Genomic DNA, 18,329 nt, shown 5'->3' on the forward strand with positions numbered 1-18,329 from the left:
CGGGCCGGGCCCCACCGGCGGGTCACCCGCAGCCCGATGATCCGACGTTCCCGCCGAGCCGGTGTGCGCCCGGGTGAGCGGTGCGGGCGGCTGGACCGGTCACCCATGCCCCCAGCGCCGTGGGCGCGGTATCGGTCGGCCCACCGCTTGGCCGTCGTCGGCGAGACCTGGAACCGCTCCGCCGCCCGGCGCAGCGGCCACCGATCGTCCACGACGCACCGCGCCAGCTGGAGCCGGCCGCGGGGGGTGAGCAGGGCGTTACCGTGTGACACGAAGACCTCCGGTGTGTGTGCGTTCCTCGACAGCTCGCACTTCACCCGGAGGTCTTCGCCGTGTCAGCTCGCCACGCCGTCACCAACGTCCGTGGTCAGTACACCTAGGTACCGGGCTCCCAGAAGTCGGACCACGCGCGCCGACACCGGGGCGAGCACCACGTCCGACGACGGGTGAGCGCACCACCGCACCAGGTGCAGCGCCGCGGGGACGTCCAGCGGGGGATCCGGACCATTCCTTCATGGTGCACAACTCGGGCACGAAGTGACAAGGCGACCGAACCACCACAGACCGGCCGGTCGGGTGACCGGGTTGCCGTCCCGGTTGCCACACTGCAGCGCGTGGACGACGAGACCCGCGCCCGGCGCGACCGCTGCACGGTCTTCGTGGCGGGTGACGGCCCGAGCTCACCCGCCGCCCTGCTCACCTCGATCAGCCCGGACGTGGTGCCCGACACCTACGGCGAGGGCGGGGTCGTCGCCGACCTCGAGGCCGAGGTGGCCGAGCTGCTCGGCTTCCCCGCCGCGGTCTTCCTGCCGAGCGGCACGATGGCGCAGGCGGCGACCCTGCGTGTGCACGCGGACGTGCGCGTATCCCGCACGGTGCTCTGGCACCCCCTGTGCCACCTCGCCACCCACGAGGGCGAGGCCCACGCGCGGCTGCACCAGCTGCAGGGACGCGCCGTCGGGGCGGGCGACCGGCTGGTGACGGTCGCCGACCTCGACGCCGTCGCCGAACCCGTCGCGGCCCTGCTGCTCGAGCTCCCGCAACGCGACCTCGGCGGCGCGCTCCCCGCGTGGGAGGACCTGGTCGACCAGGTCGAGTGGGCGCGCGGCCGGGGGGCGGCGGTCCACCTCGACGGCGCTCGGCTGTGGGAGGCGGGTGCGGGGTACGGCCGTCCGCCGCGCGAGATCGCCGCGTTGTTCGACACCGCGTACGTCTCGTTCTACAAAGGCATCGGCGCGCTCGCCGGCTGCTGTGTCGTCGGCTCGGCCGAGGTCGTCGCCCAGGTGCGCGAGTGGCGCCACCGGCTCGGCGGCACCCTGTACGGGCTGTGGCCGCTCGCGGCGTCGGCACGGCACCTGCTCGCCGACCGGTTGGCCGAGATGCCGACCCGGCTCGAGCACGCGCGCGCGATCGCCGCCGCCTGCGCGGGTGTCGACGGTCTGCGGGTGGTCCCCGATCCGCCGCAGACCCCGATGATGCACCTGCTGTTCGCCACGACGGCCGAGCGTTTCACCGCCGCAGCCCGTCGGCTCGCCGAGGACGACGGCGTGTGGGTGTGGCCCGAGGCGATGACGACCGGCGACCCGGGCACCGTGCGGTGCGAGCTGCCGGTCGGGCGCGCGACGACGGCCCTGGAACCGGGCCGCGTGGCGGAGGTCCTCGCCCGGCTGCTGGAGTGAGCGCTCAGGCCGCGAACCAGGCCAACTGCTCGTGCAGCCACGGGTAGAACTCCTCGGCAGGTCGGTTCAGCTGCGACTTCAGGCCACGGGTGGAGTCGTCGGCGAGGACCTCCAGCGCGCCCGCGGCGATCCCGTCGTACGCCTGCGCCACGACGTCGGCGGGGCTGGTCTTCGGCACGTCCCACCGGCTCGACATCGCGGTGTCGATCATCCCGACGAGCAGCCCGGTCACCTGCGTGCCCTGGCCGCCGAGCAGCAGACGCAACGCGTTGGTGGCCGACCACATCGCCGCCTTCGACGCGCCGTAGGCGGTCGGCACGCTGATCCACGCCGCGGACGACAGCACGTTGAGCAGCGTGCCGCCACCGTGGCGCGCGAGCACCGGGCTGAACGCGTTGGCGATCCGCAGGTTGCCGAAGAAGTTGGTCTCGAACACGCGGCGCAGCTCGTCCTCGGGCCCGGCGATCGAGTCGCCCTCGGGCGCGATGGCCGCGTTGTTGACGACCAGGTCGACGTCGGGGGCGGCCGTCACCGCCCGGGCGACGGCATCGGGGTCGGTGATGTCCAGGGCGAGCGCGACGACGCGGTCGTCCGCCCACTCCCGTGGCGAGCGGGCTCCGGCGTACACCCGCGCCGCGCCGCGCTCCAGCGCCTGGCGGACGAACTGCTCGCCCAGACCTCCGTTCGCGCCCGTCACCAGCACGGTCCGGCCCTGCAGAGAACCCGTCATCTACACTCCTCGGTAAGTGGGGTTGATCCCCACATCGGAGCATATGGGGACTGTCCCCACTTGTCGAGGAGGTGCCCGTGACGCCCGAGGTGACGACGGACCGCCCACTGCGTGCCGACGCCCGGCGCAACCGCGACGCGATCCTCTCCGCGGCCCGTGCGACCTTCGAGACCGAGGGCGTGCTCACGCCGCTCGACGCCATCGCCGTGCGCGCCGGGGTCGGCAACGCCACGCTGTACCGCAACTTCCCCACCCGCGACGACCTCCTGAGCGCCGTCATGGCCGCGGAGATCGCCAGCGCCTCGGCCGCCGCCGAGGCCCTGGCGCGGGAACTCCCACCCCGTGCCGCGCTGGCCGAGTGGCTGGTCCGCCTGACCTGGGACCTGCGCATCTGGCACGACCTGCCCTACTGCGTGGCGACGGCCAGCGTCGATCCGGACTCCCCGGTCGGAGCGGCGTGCCACCCGCTGCTGGTCACCACGCGGCACCTGCTCGTCGCGGCCCAGGCGAGCGGTGACGCCGACGCCGCCGTGACCGCCGACGAGGTGTTCGAGCTCGCCACCACGTTGTCCTGGGGGGTCGACCGGTTCGGCGACGACGAGACCGCCGCCCGGCGACGGGTCCGCATCGGCACCGCCGGCGTCTTCCTCACGCCTCCCGCGCCGTAGCACCCCGTCACCGACGGCTGCCACGCGAGGCGGGCACCAGCGAATTTCGCCGGATATCAGCGGTATCGGGCGGTCGATTCGCCCCCTTGACGCTGATTGTCGGCTGAACTTAACCTGTGCCCAGCCGTTGGTTCGTCCGACTAACGGTTTCCCCGCGCGGCCCGGGCCCGTGGTCGACCAGCCGGGGTCCCTCCCTGGAAAGGCGACGTCGCCCATGCCACGAAACCCACGCCCGCGCACCGAACCGCGTGCCCCCGGATCCGCCCGTCAGCGGTGGATCGCCCTCGCAGCAGCCGGAGCCGCCGCGGCGTCGCTGACCGTCGCGGTCGCGGGACCCGCGGCCGCCGACCCGTCGTCCTCCTGTCCGTGGGTGGGCTCCTCCGCCACGGCCGATGCCAAGGCCGCCGCGGTCGTCTCCCTGATGACTCGCGACGAGAAGCTCTCGCTGGTCCACGGCGCGAGCGGTTGGACGTACAACACCGACGGCTACACCGGGATCATCCCGGCGGTCACGCGGCTGTGCCTGCCGCGGATGACGATGAAGGACGGCCCGAACGGGCTGCGGCTGACCGGCACGACCAACCTGCCCACCGGTGAGGTCCTCGCGTCGTCGTGGGACCCGAGCCTCGCGAAGAGCTACGGCGCCGTGCTCGGCCAGGAGTCCCGGACGACCGGGGTGGACGTCCTGCTCGGACCGACGGTCAACCTGGTCCGCGACTCGCGCTGGGGCCGCGCCGACGAGACCTACGGTGAGGACCCGTTGCTCGCCGGCGCGATCGGGACCGGCACCGTGCAGGGCATCCAGTCCGCCGGGGTCATCGCCGAGCTCAAGCACTACGCGGCCTACAACCAGGAGACCAACCGTCAGGCTCCGGCCGACACCGTGGTCGCGAGCGACCGCACGATGCACGAGCTCTACACCCGCCAGTTCGCCGACATCGTGGCGAACGCGAAGCCCGGCGCGATCATGTGCTCCTACAACCGGGTCGATCCCTACTCCACGAACGCGGACGGCACCCGCACCTCGATCGGTCCGACCCAGTCTGCGTGTTCGAGCTCGTACCTCAGCAACATCCTCCACGCGCAGAACGGGTTCCAGGGATGGGTCGGGACCGACTGGAACGCGGCCTACCGCGGCACGACCCTCGACAGCGTCAACGCCGGCCTCAACATCCAGACGCCCGGTGACGACTCGGACGTCTACAACGCCGCACTCGCTGCGGCGGTCGCCAAGGGCTACGTCACCGACGGCCAACTCAGCGGCCTGGTCCGGCCGATCGTGCGCAGCGAGTTCCAGTTCGGGCTGGTCGACAGCCCGAAGACCGGAACGGTGAGCACCCCGTCGTCGACCCCGGAGCACCAGGCCGCGGCGTTGAAGATCGCGCAGAACGGCACGGTGTTGTTGAAGAACACCGACGCCGTCCTCCCGCTCTCCTCGACCTCGGTCGGCTCGATCGCGATGTTCGGCGACGACACCCTGTTGCGGAACTCCGGCACGACACCCGGTTCCAGCGGCGCGCCGCTCGCCCACACCGCGATCGCCACCCGTGCGGGTTCCGGCACCACCACCACCTACGACCCGAGCACGAGTCCGACCGCGAACACCGCCGCGGCGGCCGCCGCGGCCGACGTCGCGATCGTGTTCGTGAACAAGGTGCAGAACGAGGGACGGGACGCGGCCGACCTCTCGCTGCCCAGCAACGAGAACGACCTGGTTTCCGCGGTCGCCGCGGCCAACCCGAACACGATCGTCGTCATGAACACCTCCGCCGCGGTGCTCATGCCGTGGTTGCCGCAGGTCAAGGGCGTCATGGAGGCCTGGCTCGGTGGCGAGCAGGGCGGCAACGCCCTCGCGTCGTTGGTGTTCGGCGATGTCAACCCGAGTGGCAAGCTGCCGCTGACGTTCCCGGCGTCCATCGAGCAGTCGCCCACCAGCACGGTCGCGCAGTGGCCGGGTGACGGCAGCACCGTTGACTACTCCGAGGGTCTGGACATGGGCTACCGGTGGTTCAACGACCACGGGGTCACCCCGGTGTTCCCCTTCGGGTACGGCCTGTCCTACAGCTCGTTCCAGTTCTCCAACCTGCGACTGAGTCAGCCGTACGGAACGTCGGGCGCGAACGTCTCGGTCTCGTTCACGGTCAGGAACACCGGCGCGGTCACGGGTTCCGACGTCGGCCAGGTGTACCTGACCAAGCCGAACACGTTGGCGACCTCGCCGCCGAACCAGCTCGTGGGCTTCAAGAAGGTCACGTTGGCGCCGGGGACCAGCACCAAGGTCACGGTGAACGTCCCGGCCCAGCAACTGGGCTACTGGGACGAAGGCGCGCAGGCGTGGACCGTGCAGGACGGGTCCTACCGTTTCGCCGTCGGGGACTCCTCGGCCTCGCTACCGCTGGCCGCCGACTACGACGTCACGTCGAGCACAGGTCCGGTCCGGCTCGCACTCAGCGGGGCTCCCGCGACGGTCGCGACCGGGTCGTCCTTTCAGGTGAAGGCGAAGGTCTCCGACGTCTCGGACTTCGCGGTCAAGAACGGGTCGGTGGAGCTAACGGGACCGAAGGGGTGGACGGCGACCCCGTCCTCGGCCGGAGCATCGCCCGCGAAGGGCGCGACGGTGACCCGCACGTTCCGTGTCACGGCGCCCACCACGGCGACACCGGGCAACAACCGGGTGTCCATGACGTTGACCGGTCTGGTCGACGGCAAGCGGTTCTCGGTGACGCAGGCGGTGACGGTGACGGTTCCCTTCCGCACCCTCGCTGCGGCCACCACCGTGGTCGGCACCACGACCACCGCGAACCGCGACGCCGGGAACTTCGACGGCCGCGGTGACAGCTACTCGGCCGAAGCGCTCGCGGCCAACGGGTTCGGTCCGGGGGCGAGCATCCGGTTCCCGGACGGCGGCACCACGACGTTCCCGACGGCGGCGCCGGGGACGTACAACGCCCTCACCGCCGGCGGTCAGACGATCGCGCTGACCGGGCGGGGAACCGCGCTCGCGCTGGTCGGCGCCTCGACCCGGGGGGCCGCGACGGGCACGGTGACCGTCACCTACACCGACGGCACCACCAGCACCGGCACGTTGTCGCTCGGTGACTGGACCGTCCCGACCCCGCCGGCAGGTGCCGTCGCCCTCACCACGGTGCCGTGGAACCAGCGCAGCACGGCGACACCGCTCGCCCGGCAGGTCACCCTGTTCGGCCAGGAACTCCCGATCAGGGCGGGCAAGACGGTCGCGTCGGTGACGTTGCCCAGCCTGTCCAGCGTCGGGTTGTTCAGCATCGGCGTCGTCACCGGATCGGGCGTCTAGCACCGACGCGTCGCACACCGCCGGGTGCCGGGCCGTCCACGGGACGGCCCGGCACCCGTACGGAGCAGTCAGGTGACGGACGCAGGGATCGCCCCGGACACCCAGACTGGCCCGCGATGTCCACGCCAACCGGGCCACCCGCACCCTCCGTCGGTGACGACACCACCACGAACAGCGCGATGTCGACGAGGGGCGACGGCTGGATCGAGGAACTGCCGGACCGCCCGCAGGCGCTGTTCAACGCGCTGATGACCGAGCAGTTCGTGCTGCAGTCCGCCCGCAGCGTCACGGTCAACGAGTCCTCGAGCCGGGCCGCGCTGTACCTCACGACGTTGACCAGCACGCTCGTCGCCTTCGGCTTCCTGTCGAGGACCGCCTACGCCGACCGCTACCTCGCGACCGTCATGCCGGTGGTCGTCATCCTCGGCGTCTTCACCTACCAACGACTGGTCGAGACGTCCCTCGAGGACATCGCCGCGCTGGCCGCGATCCAGAACATCCGACAGCTGTACCGCAAACTCGTCCCTGACGCCGCGGACTACTTCGTGGTGCCGGACGTCGCCTCGGCGGCGAACGAGATGTTCGACATCGGTCGGCGCCGCACGTGGGTCAGCCTGTTGTTCACGGTGTCCTCGGGCATCGCCGTGGTGAACTCCATCGTCGCGGCCGCCGGTGTCGCGGTCCTGGTCGACACCACGCACGTGCACCCGTCGGTGGTGATGAGCAGTGGCGCCGTCACGGCGGTCGCCCTCGTCGCGGCGCACCTGCGCTACCAGGAGCGCCGCTACCGCGCCGTCACCGCACTCGTCGACGCGAGCAGGTCCCCGAGCACGCGGATCCGAGCGGGGAACGCCTGATCAGACCGGCCACACGCGTGCAGCACGACGCACGGCACCGGATCGACGTCGGGAAGCCCGTCCAACGTCACACCGCACGCGGGCCCCGCGTGGGGTCGGCCCGGAGTGCGACGGGGACGGTCGCCCGGGCGCAGTCCCTCGACGGAGCGCCGACACTCCTCGGCGAGGTCGGCGGCGATCCCCACGACGCGACCCGCGCCGTGCGCCACGGCGAAGGTGATCGCGTCGCGGGCAGCGACGCCGTACCCGACGAGCACGCACCGTTCGATGCCGAGAGCGGTGACCACCACGTCGAGGTCGTCGGCGAGGAACCGGTCGTCGTGGTGCTCCCGCAGCGGCGCCGACCCGACCGCACCACGCCGGTGGAACAGGACGGTCGGCACCTCTGACCGACCGAGCCACTCGGCGTCCTGCTCCGGCGTCCGGTGCGGCGTGGCGGCCGACGCCACGAGCACCACGGCCGCCCGCTCACCCCGGACGGGCGACCCGAGGAGCCGGTACCGCAGGGTGTTCGGCCCGTCGGCGTCGCCTCCCACGTCGATCAGGGTCATCCCGCGCCGTCCGCCACTCGCGCCCGTGCGATCACGTCGCCGGCTCCCCCGGCGCGGTGGCGGCGCGCAGGAGGCGGTCGTACACGACGACCGCGAGCGCGCCACCGACGAGCGGCGCCACGACGTAGACCCACCCCCACGGGAAGCGGCCGGTGAGGATCGCCGGACCCAGGGCGCGCGCCGGGTTGATGCCCCCGCCGCTCACCGGACCACTGACGAGTGCGCCCGCTCCGAGGGCGAGACCGATCGCGACGGCGCTGGTGGCGCGAACCGCACGCGGGTCGGTGGCGACCGCGACCACCGTGAGGACCAGCACGAACGTCACCGTGGCTTCGACCGCGAACACCTGCCCGGCGTTGCTGGTGCCGGCCGGGGCGACGGCCCCCAAGTGCGCCACCGTGCGGGCCCGTGTTCCGAGGAACGCCCACGTGAGCGCCGCGCCGCCGACGGCGCCCGCGACCTGCGCGAGGACGTACCCGGGGACCAGGCGCCAGGGGAACCGACCCCCGACGGCGAGCCCGAGCGTGACGGCCGGGTTGACGTGCGCACCGCTGAGATGTCCCAGCCCGACGATGACGACCGCCTGGGCGAACGCCACCGCGAGGGGCACGGTGACCGACCCGAACGCGGGCTCGGGCGTGAGGGCGGCCGACGACGCCGCAGCGGTGATCGTCAGGACGAGCCCGGCGGTCCCGACGAGTTCAGCGGCGTGGAGCCGCAGGGGGTTGCCGTCGGCGGAGTGTCCGTGCAGCAACCAGAGGCGTTCGCGGCCCGGGCGGACCCCCACACCTCGCGACGCGGTCGTGGTCATGGACGCCACCGTGGTCGAGGCCGCCCGGACGTCGCATCCGCCGATCGACTGCTCGTCGCGGGGTTGCCGGGGCCGGGAGTCAGTCAGGTTGCGGATGACCGCCCGGGCCGCAGCCCGGTTCGATCCCTGCAGGATCTCGTCCGGAGGAGGACCGCGTTGAGCGAGGAGCGTGTCGTCCTCGATGCGACGACGCGTCGGTTCGTCGAGCAGGCGGCCGTCGCCGAGGCCCGGTCGCCGGAGGCGTTCCGCCGCGCCTACGACGCGCTGTTCGCCCGCGACACCCCGCGCCCGGTCGCGGACGTCCTCGACGTCGACACGGGCGGCGGTCCGCACGAGGCGCTGACGGTCCGCCTGGTCCGGCCCGTGACCGCGCACGAGTCGGCAGCACCGCCGTGGCCCGCCGTCGTGTACGCGCACGGCGGTGGATGGGTCGCGGGCGGGCTCGCGACGTGCGACCGGATCGCCCGCGAGCTCGCGGTCCGGGCCGACTGCGCCGTGGTCGTCGTCGACTACACGGTGACCCCGGCGGCCGGGTTCCCCGTCGCCCTCGAGCAGGTGTACTCCGTCCTGGAGTGGGTGCGACAGCGCGGTGCCGCGTTCGGCTTGGACCCGGAACGTGTTGCGGTGGCGGGTGATTCGGTTGGAGCGACACTGGCGACTGCGGCGGCGCTCGTCGCGAGACAGCGCTCGGGTCCGACCCTGGCCGGGCAACTGCTCCTCTGTCCCTGGACCACCCCGGATGCCGACACGGGGTCGGCGCGCACGTTCGCCGAGGGGTTGGGTCTCCGGCGCGACACCGTGGACCACTGCTGGCACCGGTACGCCGGACCGGACCGGATCCGGCACCTCACCGCCGCACCCGGACGGGCGCGGGCCGAGGACCTGGTCGGCCTCCCGCCCGCGCTGGTGGTCACGGCCGGCGCCGACCCGACCCGCGACGAGGCGGAGTCCTACGCGGCCACGCTCCGCGCAGCCGGCGTCCGCGTCACCGCCGTGCGGTACGAGGGCGCCGTGCACGACTTCGTGACCGCCGACGCGCTGCGTCACACCTCGACGGCGAGGGCGGCCCTGGACCAGGCCGCCCAGTTCCTCGTGCACGTGCTGCGTTGAGTCAGGCCCTCGTGCGCGTCGCGCGCTGAGTCACGCTCTCACGGCTGCGGCGGCAGCTCGTCGAAGAAGTCCAGGGCCGGCGCGAAGAACACTCCGCCGGTCACGGCGCGGGAGTAGTCGAGGATGCGGTCGTGCGTGGCGTCGCCGAGGCCCAGGAACATGTTGCGCAGCATCGCCTCGATCGTGTCCAGGCGCGCGCAGTACCCGATGAAGCAGGTGCCGAAGCTGTTCGTGCCCAACTCCCCGAAGGGCATGTTGTCGCGGACGATCTGCTGCTGCTGCCCCGCGGCGTCCACGATCGTGTTGAGCCGCAGGTGGGAGTCGGGTGCCTTCCGGTCGTCGGGTTGCTCGACGTTGTCGGCCTTCCCCCTGCCGATCACCCGTTCCTGCTGCTCGACGGTGAGTGCCGTCCACGCCTCGATGTCGTGCAGGTACTTCTGCACGACGACGTAACTGCCACCGGCGAAGGCCGTCCCCTCCGGGATGACACCCGCGCGGAAAGCCTTGTTCCCGTGGGGGTTCTCGGTGCCGTCGACGAACCCGAGCAGGTCCCGCTCGTCGAAGGACCGGAACCCGTGGGTCTCGTCGACCACCGCGGCGGACCTGCCGAGGTGCGTCACCAGTTGCCGCCCCAGTTCGAAGCAGAGGTCGGCCCGCTCGGCCCGGATGTGGAACAGCAGGTCACCCGGGGTCGACGGCGCGTGGTGCCGTGCACCGTCCAGCGGCACGAATGGGTGCAGTTCCGGGGGTTTGGGACCGGCGAACACCCGATCCCAGAGGTCGGAGCCGATGCCGACGACGCAGGACAGTCGCCCCTCCGGCAGCCGCGAGGCCACCGTGCGGATCACGCCGCCGACGTCCCCGAGCAGGTCGCGGACCGCGCCCTCGCCGCCCGGGGCGACGGTGACGGTGAGGAAGAGGGCGGCGTCGGTGAGCGGAGCGAGCACCGGCTGCGCTTCGGCGGTGGTGGTCACCGGGATCTCCTGCCGTCGTCGGAGAGCCCAGCGTCTCGAGCGGCCCGCCCACGCGCGTCCGCAATCCGACTGCTCGACACCCCCTCACCCGTCGAGTGGCAGGCCCTGCTCCCGGTCGAGGGCGCGCAGGGCGTCGCGCAGGTGCATGCGGCGCTCGATCCCGAGGCTGCGGAACACCCGGGTCATGTGGGTGGTCACCGTGCGCACCGAGAGGTACAGCTGGTCGGCGATCTCCTGGTTGGTGGCGCCTCCGGCGGCCAGCTCGGCGATCTTGCGTTGCTGCAACGTCAAGACCCCCAGTCCGTGCGTCGGGGTGCGCGGACCGGTCGCGGCGGCCAGCTCGTGGCCGGCGCGCTCGGCCCAGCTCGGCGTCCCGACCGCCTCGAAGGCGGCGACCGCCGCGCGCAGTTGGGGCCGGGCATCCGCCGGTCGCTGCGCCCGGCGCAACCACTCCGCGTAGTCGAGGCGGGCCACCGCACGTTCGTGCGGCCAGGTCGCACCTCCCGGGTGCACCAGCGCCAGCCGGAAGTGGTGTTCCGCCGCGTCGTCCTCGGCGAGCAGCGCCCGGGCCCGGTGCAACGCGAGGCGCAGGCGCAGGGACGCACCGTCGCCGTGCCGGGAGGCCACGTCCACCACCCGCGACCGGGCCTCCTCCACACGTCCCGTGTGCGCGGCCGCGGCCGCGAGGTCGCCGATCGCCAGATCGGAGAGCACCGCGTGGTGCGGAGTGCCGTCCGACCACCACAGCTGCCGCAGGTGTCGCCACGCGTCGTCGTGACGACCGGCGGCCGCGGCCGCCGCGCCCTCGGCCCGCCACAGTCGGACGGCGAGCTGCGGCTCCTCGAGGGGGTCGAACCGGGCGCTGGCACTCCGGAACCCCGGGGCGGGCTCCGACGACATCCAGCCGCCGACCACCTCCACGGCGACCCGCGCCGCGGTCGCCGGCCGGTCCCGCACCGTGCGGGGGAACGAGCCTGCGATCCGCTCCGCCCAGGCGAGGGCGTCCCGCAGGCGACCGGCGTCCGACAGCGCCCAGACCAACGCCTCGGCCGCGTCGCGTTCGGGTGCCGCCCGGCGGCCGGAGTCGGCTGCCGCGCTCAGACGCTCGATCGCGACAGCGGTCTCGTCGAGGAGCAGCGCGGCCTTGCCGACGGCACGGTCGAGGGCCGTGCGCGGGACGGTGGTGGCCCCGGCGACCTGCGCCAGCGCTCGCGTGAGGTGGGGGTCCTGCACGACGGCGGCCGCCGCCTCCTGGTGGGTCGCCGGGTCCAGCAGCGCCGACGCCCACAACCAGAGGGCGGCGTCGACGCCGTCGACGCCGGTCGGGGTGGCCGCCTCGGGGAGAGGACGAAGCGTGGGTGCGGGCGGGCGGGCGACGAGCTGCCGGAGCACGCCGGGCCGGGCGGGTCGACCGGTGCGGTAGACGTCGTCGGTGGCCTCGGCGAGGGTCTCGACACGCAGGTACCGCCGCCCGGTCGGCTCCGGCTCGGGCTCCGGCGGCACGGGCGCCCCGACGAGGTGCCGCGCCCAGGCGGGCTCGTCGATGGCGTGCGCGTTCCACGCCGCGGCACGTCGTCGACGGGCCTGGTCGCCGGGGTCGGGAGTGAGCGCCGCCGCGAGGCTCAGGACCTCGATGGCGGCGTTCGGCGCACCGAGGGAGGTCAGCCGGGTCGCCGTGTGTTCGAGGTACGCGGCGAGCGCTTCGTCCGGGCCCACGCGCCCCGCGCCGCGGTGCCAGGTCGCTCGGGGGTCGTCCGCGGCGAGGGCGGCCGCGATGCGGCCGTGGAGCAGCCGCATCCGGGACGGGCTGACCCCGTGGTAGGCCGCAGCCCGCAGCATCGGGTGACGGAAGTGCACCCGCCCACCCCGGACCAGGAGCCAGCCGTCGTCGCGGGCGGTCACCCACCCCGGGTCCGCGTCGACGTCGGGGACGACCGCGCCGACGACACGCAGGTCGCCGCGGACGGCGGCGGCGACGGCCAACAGCTCGCGCGTGGCCGAGGGCAGTTCCGGCAGCCCGGGCGCGAAGGTCTCGACGAGGTGCCGGGGAAGCGGGATGTGGGGCACGCCCGGGTGGGCCCACTGGGGGTTGTCGGCGGCCCGGCGTCCCAGTTCGGTCAGCGCGAGCGGGTTGCCCGCGGCCTGGGCGAGCAACCGCAGCCGGACGACCCCGTCGGGCGGTCGGGCCAGCTGGTCGAGGTGGCGCGCGGCGTGGACCTGACACCAGGGCCGGACCGTCACCACCTCCTCCGCCCGGTGGGTCGGACCGGGGAGCCTGTTCGACCGGCCGTCGATGTCGGTGGTCGCGACCCGCAGGACCGACACCCGGGCGGGGAGCACCTGCAGCAGGCGGCCGACGAACCGGTGCACGTCGTCGCCGGACAGGCAGGTGTCGTCGAGCACGAGCAGGACCGGCGCCGTGGCACTCATCGCCCGCAGCCGCGACACCGCCGCGTCGAGCAGCACACGCTCGGATCCGGGCAGGTCGCTCTCGGGTGACCACGCGCCCGACCTCGGCCGGCCGAACAGCTGGGTGGACACCGTGACGCCGCGTCGCCGGGCCTGCTCACGGACCTGACGGAGGACGCCGGTGCGCCCCGAGCCGCGCCCACCGACGAGCACCACCGCGGCCCGGTCCCAGCCGCGGTGGTCGAGGCGCGTCAGTGCGTCGGCCGCCGCAGCGTCCGGACCGCAGCAGGCCACCGGAGCGGGCACGCGGTGGCAGACGCTCGCGACGTCCGCGGCGAGTGTCACGGCGAGCGGGTGTCGTCGCGTCCCGCGTGGACAGCGGTGTCCGCGGTGAGGGTGTCGGCGAGGAACCGGGCGGCCTGCACGACGGCGCTGCGTGCCGACGGCGTGCGCCGCAGCGCGTCGAGGACGGCGAAGTCGTGGATGGTGCCGAGGTAGCGGGTGCAGACGACGTCCCCGCCGGCGGCCCGGATCCTGGCCGCGAACGCCTCGGCCGGGTCGCGGGTCACGTCGGCTTCCGCGGTCACCACCAGCGTCGGGGGGAGGTGGGCGAGTCGGTCGGTCACGGCGGTCAGCGGCGACGCGCCGACCTCCGTGCGCGCGGACGGCCGAGGGACGTACTCACGCCACAGGTGGCGGACGTCCGCCATCCGCAGGGCGTACCCGGTGCCGAACTCCCGGCCCGACCCGTCCGCGTCGTCGGGAGCGGAGAACGGGTACAGCAGCGCGACCGCCGCGAGCGGCTCCACGCCACGGTGGGTGAGGGCGACCGCGGCCGACAGGGTCGCCCCGGCGCAGTCGCCGAGCAGTCCGGTCCGCGTCGTGTCGACGCCGGAGCCCAACCCGCCGGCCTGGACCCAGTCGACGACGTCGTGCAGCTGGTGCAGCGGCGTGGGGTAGCGGGTCTCGGGCGTGAGTCCGTACTCGACGAACAGGACCGGCAGGGACGACCGGCGCACCACCTCGTGCGCGAACCGGGCGTGGGAGCGGTAGTCGCCCATCGACCAGCCGCCACCGTGGGCGTACACGACGACGGGCGACGGGGAGGCCCGCGGGTGCTCCGGCTCGAGGAGGTGGACCGTGACGTGGTCGTGGTCGCGGGTCGGGACACGGAACGTGGTGCGGGTTCCCGACGTCGGCACCGGCGCCGTCTGCATCTCGGCGAGAGCGCACCGACCGTCGGCGGACCCCATCTCGTAGAGGTACGGCGGGTGGCGGGCTCCCTCGACGAGCGTGCGGACCAGCGGGTCGAGCGTCACCGTGCCCACGGGAACCCGTCTCCGATCTGCTCACGACCGTCCGAGCCGTCCGCTCCAGGGTCCCGCACGACGTCGACCCGGACCACCGTCATGTGACTGCACCTGCGTCGACCGCGTCCCACGCGGCGACGACACCGGGCAGGTGCGCCCGCGACGCCACCCCCAGCTTCGGGAAAGAGCGGTACAGGTGTGATCCGACGGTCCGCGGCGACAGGAACAACGCCTGCCCGATCTCGCGGTTGGTGAGTCCCGCGGCCGCCATCCGCACGATCTGCACCTGCTGGGCGGTCAACTCGGCCAGCGGGTCCCGGTGCGACGGGCCGACGCTCACACCGGCCGCGCGGAGCCCGCGGTGGGCGCGGTCCTCGAAGGGACGGGCACCGAGCCGGGCGAAGGTGGCCGCGGCCTCCGCGAGGGCCGCCTTCGCCTCGGCGTGGCGGCGCAGGCGGCGTTGGAGCTCCCCGAGTTCGAGCAGGGCGAGCGCCCTCTCGAGGGGCCACGTCCGGCTCAGGTCCGCGTCGAGCAGGGCTGCGAGCGAGTCCACGGCAGCGGTCGCGTCGTCGCGGCCGAGCGCACCCACCCGGGCCTCGACCCACTGCTGCCGCGCGGAGCGCCACCCGGACCGGGCGAGCACCGGGGCGACCAGCGCCCGGGCCTCGTCGCCCCGGCCCGCGCGGCGTCCGACGGCGACGACCTCGGCGACGGCGAGACTGGACAGGTGACGGTGAACGGGACGACCGTCCGCGTCGAACAGCGACCGCATCCAGGCCCACGACGTCTCCACGTCGCCGGTCGCGTCCGCCACCCGACCACGCAGCCAGGCCAGGTGGACCTCCAGGGCGTGGTCCTGGCACTCCGCGACCAACTCGTCGGCGCGCGCGAGAGCCCGGTCGGCGTCGTCGCTGCCGCGCAGGCCCGCGACCACCGCGAGCTGCACGCGGGCGACGGCGTCGACGAGACGCAGGCGGGCGACCGCGTTGACGCGCGACGCCTCCTGGGCGTTCTCGGCGGCCCGCTGCAGGCGGCCGGCGTCGAGCAGCGCCCACCCGAGCGCGGCGAACGTCGTCAACGCGGGGGTGAACACCACGCCGCGACGGATCGTGTCGACGACGGGTGTCAGGTGGGCGACGGCCTGCTCCGTCCGGTCGAGGACGTAGGAGGCGGCCCCCACCGCGGCGGCGGTGGCGAACTGCTCGGGCGTGCCGAGAGGTCCGGGTGCGGGAGGGACCGCGTCGACGCGCGCGGCGAGGTCGGCGTCGGGTACGGCGACCGCGGCGGTCCAGAGCGTCCAGAGCGCGCCCCGGGCCGTCGCCGAGCGAGCCGCCGGGTCGATGCTCGACCACGTCCGGCGGTACCGCCCGAGGGCGTCGTCCGAGCCGGTGCTGTAGGCCGGGAGCGCGGCGGTACCGAGGAGGTCCTCGGCGCGACCCGGGTCGTCGACCACGATGTCGTCGGCCGCCGACAGCACCAGGTCGAGCGCGGCCCGGTGACGTCCGTCCATGGCGGCGGACCAGCCGGCGAGGGCCGCGGCTCCGGCTCGCAGGTCGCGGTCGTGGCTGAGGAGCCGCACCTGGTCGGTGAGCTCGCGGACCCACACGGCCGACCCGGTCCCGCCCGCGTGCTCCGCCGCGATCAGCAGCCGGCGCGCGCGGACCTCGGTGTCGGAGGTGATGGCGGCGGCCCGTTCGAGCATGGTCGCCGCGGCGAGAGCGTCGCCCCGCGCCCCGAGCTCGGCGGCGAACCCCTCGAGGTCCGCGGCGGTGCGGTCGTCGGGCGCCGATCCGCCCGCGCTGCGGTGCCACGCCTGGGGGCCGGGCTCGTCGGCCAACGCTCCCGCCAGGACGTCGTGCGCCACCCGCCGCTCGGTCGCGCTGGCCGCGTCGTGGACGAGCGCCTGGATGAGCGGGTGCCGGAAGCGGGCCTGTCCACCGAGGGTGGTCACCAGGTCGGCGAGCTCGGCGGGCTCCCACGACTCCGGTCGCACCCCGGCTGCCGGTGACTCGAGCACGGAGAGCCGGTGCTCACCGCAGGCGACCAACAGCAGCGCGCGTCGGGTCTCGGCCGGGAGGCGCGTCAGGTCCCGCGCGAACACCTGCCGCACGGCGTCGGTCACCGGCATCGGATCCCCCGCTCGGGGCAGCGCCTCGCCCTGGGTGACGGCGCGGCTCAGCTCGACCAGCGCGAGCGGGTTGCCCGCCGCGAGGCGCAGGATCTCCAGCCGCGCCCGTCCCGTCACCGACGGGTCGACGTCGTCGAGCAGCGCCCCGGCGTCGGACGCGCCGAGTGGCCGTAGGTCGACGACGTCGCACACGCCGACCAGCGCAGGGAGCGGCACCTGACCCCGTTGGGCGAACAGGATCGCGAGGCCCTCCTCGGCGCTGTCCGAGAGGCGCCGGCAGACGGCGGCGACCACGTCACGTGACCCGCTGTCGAGCTCGTGGACGTCGTCGACGACCACGAGGACCGGTCGGTCCTCCGCCACCCGCGACAGCGCGGTCAACACGGCGTGCGGGACGAGCCACGGGTCCGACGCCGCGCCCTCCGGAGCGTGGTCGGGCGCGCCGACTCCCCCGGGACCCCACTGCAGCGCCTCTGCGAGCGCGCCGCCGAGCCCGGGCGGGAGCTCGTCCAGCTGGTCCCGGACCGGCCCGAGGAGCCGGCCGAGACCGCCGAACGAGGCCGCCGCGCTCTGCTCGGTCCCGCTGACCCAGAGCACCCGGAACCCCTCGTCGGCGGCTCGGCGCGCCACGTCCGCGAGCAGAGCCGACTTGCCGACCCCCGCGTCACCCAGGAGCAGGACGGGAGCGCCGGACACCTCCGCCAGGTCGGCCGTGAGGGTCCGGAACGGCGCCGCGGCCCGCAGGACGTGACGGGTGACGAGGTCGATGTCGTCGGCGCGCCCGGCCAACCGTCGCAGGCGCGGACCGGTCGGCACCGGCCCAGCATGCCCGAGACGACGCTGACGGCCCGCTCTACGCCTGGATGAAGGCGAGCAGATCGGGGTTGATCACGTCGGCGTGGACCGTCAGCATCCCGTGCGGGTAGCCCTCGTAGATCTTGAGGACGGAGTTGCGGAGCAAGTCGTGCTGCTTCAACGACGCGTCCTTGTAGGGCACGACCTGGTCGTCGTCGCCCTGGGTGACCAGGACCGGCACCGTGATGGCCCGCAGGTCCTCGGTCTGGTCGGTCTCGGAGAACGCCTTGATGCCTTCGAGGTGGGCCAGCGCGCTGCCCGTCATGCCCTGACGCCACCAGTTGTCGATCACCGGCTGCGAGACCTTCGCGTCCGGCCGGTTGAAGCCGTAGAACGGGCCTGCCGCGACGGCCTGGTAGAACTCGGCCCGGTTGGCCGCGAGGCCGGCGCGGAACCCGTCGAACACCGACACCGGGGTGCCGTCGGGGTTGGCGTCGGTCTGGACCATGAGCGGGGGCACGGACGAGACCAGGACGGCCTTCGCCACGCGGCCCTGCGGTTCGCCGTACCGGGCGACGTACCGCGCCACCTGGCCGCCGCCCGTGGAGTGCCCGATGTGGATCGCGTCCTGCAGGTCGAGGTGCTCGACGACGGCGTTGACGTCGCTCGCGTAGTGGTCCATGTCGTGGCCGGTGCCGACCTGCGTCGACCGTCCGTGTCCCCGACGGTCGCTGGCGATCACCCGGTAGCCGTGGGCGTGGAAGAAGAGCATCTGCGCGTCCCAGTCGTCCGAGGACAGCGGCCACCCGTGGTGGAACACGATGGGCTGCGCCTCGGGACTTCCCCAGTCCTTGTAGTAGATCTCGACGTCGTCGTCTGTGGTCACGAACGGCATGGTGGGCCTCCGGGTGTCGGTAGGAGTGACGACGTCGATGCTGTCGTGGGTGACCGACCGTCGGCTTCCGTACGGTGACTGCCCCAGCGGACCGGGGAC

14 protein-coding genes are annotated in these 18,329 nt (G+C 73.8%); 5 read left to right on the forward strand and 9 right to left on the reverse strand.

Features of this window, described 5'->3' with window-relative positions:
* Window positions 1-272, reverse strand: a 272-nt coding sequence (locus tag ACXR2U_RS02455; RefSeq protein ID WP_458823335.1) for a leucine zipper domain-containing protein, incomplete at its 3' end; no start/stop codon positions are given.
* Window positions 273-614: 342 nt separating this feature from the next.
* Here ACXR2U_RS02455 and ACXR2U_RS02460 point away from each other — a divergent pair.
* Window positions 615-1,679 carry a threonine aldolase family protein gene (locus ACXR2U_RS02460; protein WP_458823336.1) on the forward strand — a complete coding sequence of 355 codons (1,065 nt, stop codon included), beginning with the start codon at window positions 615-617 and terminating at the stop codon, window positions 1,677-1,679.
* Window positions 1,680-1,683: 4 nt separating this feature from the next.
* Here ACXR2U_RS02460 and ACXR2U_RS02465 read toward each other — a convergent pair whose 3' ends face one another.
* Entirely contained in the window at window positions 1,684-2,409 is a 726-nt protein-coding gene (locus ACXR2U_RS02465) for an SDR family oxidoreductase (RefSeq protein ID WP_458823337.1), read from the reverse strand.
* A 77-nt stretch (window positions 2,410-2,486) separates the two neighbouring features.
* Between ACXR2U_RS02465 and ACXR2U_RS02470 the strand changes: the two genes are divergently transcribed.
* The 3 genes from ACXR2U_RS02470 (at window position 2,487) to ACXR2U_RS02480 (ending at window position 7,247) form a co-directional block, all read left to right on the forward strand.
* Complete coding sequence (locus ACXR2U_RS02470) at window positions 2,487-3,077, forward strand: TetR/AcrR family transcriptional regulator (protein WP_458823338.1); 591 nt, start codon at window positions 2,487-2,489, stop codon at window positions 3,075-3,077.
* Between the two features lie 370 nt (window positions 3,078-3,447).
* The gene (locus tag ACXR2U_RS02475; RefSeq protein ID WP_458823339.1) at window positions 3,448-6,390 is read left to right on the forward strand and encodes a glycoside hydrolase family 3 C-terminal domain-containing protein; all 2,943 of its coding nucleotides are present in this window, start codon (window positions 3,448-3,450) and stop codon (window positions 6,388-6,390) included.
* Between the two features lie 116 nt (window positions 6,391-6,506).
* Window positions 6,507-7,247 (forward strand): hypothetical protein, encoded by a 741-nt coding sequence (locus ACXR2U_RS02480; protein WP_458823340.1) that lies wholly within the window; start codon window positions 6,507-6,509, stop codon window positions 7,245-7,247.
* Here ACXR2U_RS02480 and ACXR2U_RS02485 read toward each other — a convergent pair.
* Both ACXR2U_RS02485 and ACXR2U_RS02490 read right to left on the reverse strand, forming a co-directional pair.
* Window positions 7,175-7,798: an alpha/beta fold hydrolase gene (locus ACXR2U_RS02485; protein ID WP_458823341.1), complete on the reverse strand. Its 624-nt coding sequence runs from the start codon at window positions 7,796-7,798 to the stop codon at window positions 7,175-7,177. The genes ACXR2U_RS02480 and ACXR2U_RS02485 overlap by 73 nt on opposite strands.
* 31 nt (window positions 7,799-7,829) lie before the next feature.
* On the reverse strand, window positions 7,830-8,609 hold the full coding sequence (locus ACXR2U_RS02490; protein WP_458823342.1) for an MIP/aquaporin family protein: 780 nt from the start codon (window positions 8,607-8,609) through the stop codon (window positions 7,830-7,832).
* A 156-nt stretch (window positions 8,610-8,765) separates the two neighbouring features.
* Here ACXR2U_RS02490 and ACXR2U_RS02495 point away from each other — a divergent pair, with 156 nt between their 5' ends.
* The gene (locus tag ACXR2U_RS02495) at window positions 8,766-9,719 is read left to right on the forward strand and encodes an alpha/beta hydrolase (protein ID WP_458823343.1); all 954 of its coding nucleotides are present in this window, start codon (window positions 8,766-8,768) and stop codon (window positions 9,717-9,719) included.
* A gap of 38 nt (window positions 9,720-9,757) precedes the next feature.
* Here the strand turns inward: ACXR2U_RS02495 and ACXR2U_RS02500 are convergent, their stop codons facing one another.
* From ACXR2U_RS02500 to ACXR2U_RS02520, 5 genes are all read right to left on the reverse strand, one after another.
* Entirely contained in the window at window positions 9,758-10,693 is a 936-nt protein-coding gene (locus ACXR2U_RS02500) for a Dyp-type peroxidase (RefSeq protein WP_458823344.1), read from the reverse strand.
* Between the two features lie 84 nt (window positions 10,694-10,777).
* Window positions 10,778-13,447, reverse strand: a complete 2,670-nt coding sequence (locus ACXR2U_RS02505) for a helix-turn-helix transcriptional regulator (RefSeq protein WP_458823345.1) — start codon at window positions 13,445-13,447, stop codon at window positions 10,778-10,780.
* A complete protein-coding gene (locus ACXR2U_RS02510; protein WP_458823346.1) occupies window positions 13,444-14,421 on the reverse strand; it encodes an alpha/beta hydrolase in 978 nt (325 codons plus the stop codon). Before ACXR2U_RS02510 ends, ACXR2U_RS02505 begins: the two co-directional genes overlap by 4 nt.
* A gap of 88 nt (window positions 14,422-14,509) precedes the next feature.
* Window positions 14,510-17,356, reverse strand: coding sequence for a helix-turn-helix transcriptional regulator (locus ACXR2U_RS02515; protein WP_458823347.1), 2,847 nt, complete (start codon window positions 17,354-17,356; stop codon window positions 14,510-14,512).
* 37 nt (window positions 17,357-17,393) lie between these two features.
* Complete coding sequence (locus ACXR2U_RS02520; protein WP_458823348.1) at window positions 17,394-18,230, reverse strand: alpha/beta fold hydrolase; 837 nt, start codon at window positions 18,228-18,230, stop codon at window positions 17,394-17,396.
* Window positions 18,231-18,329: the final 99 nt, after the last annotated feature.

This window comes from Jatrophihabitans sp. YIM 134969, assembly GCF_054456675.1.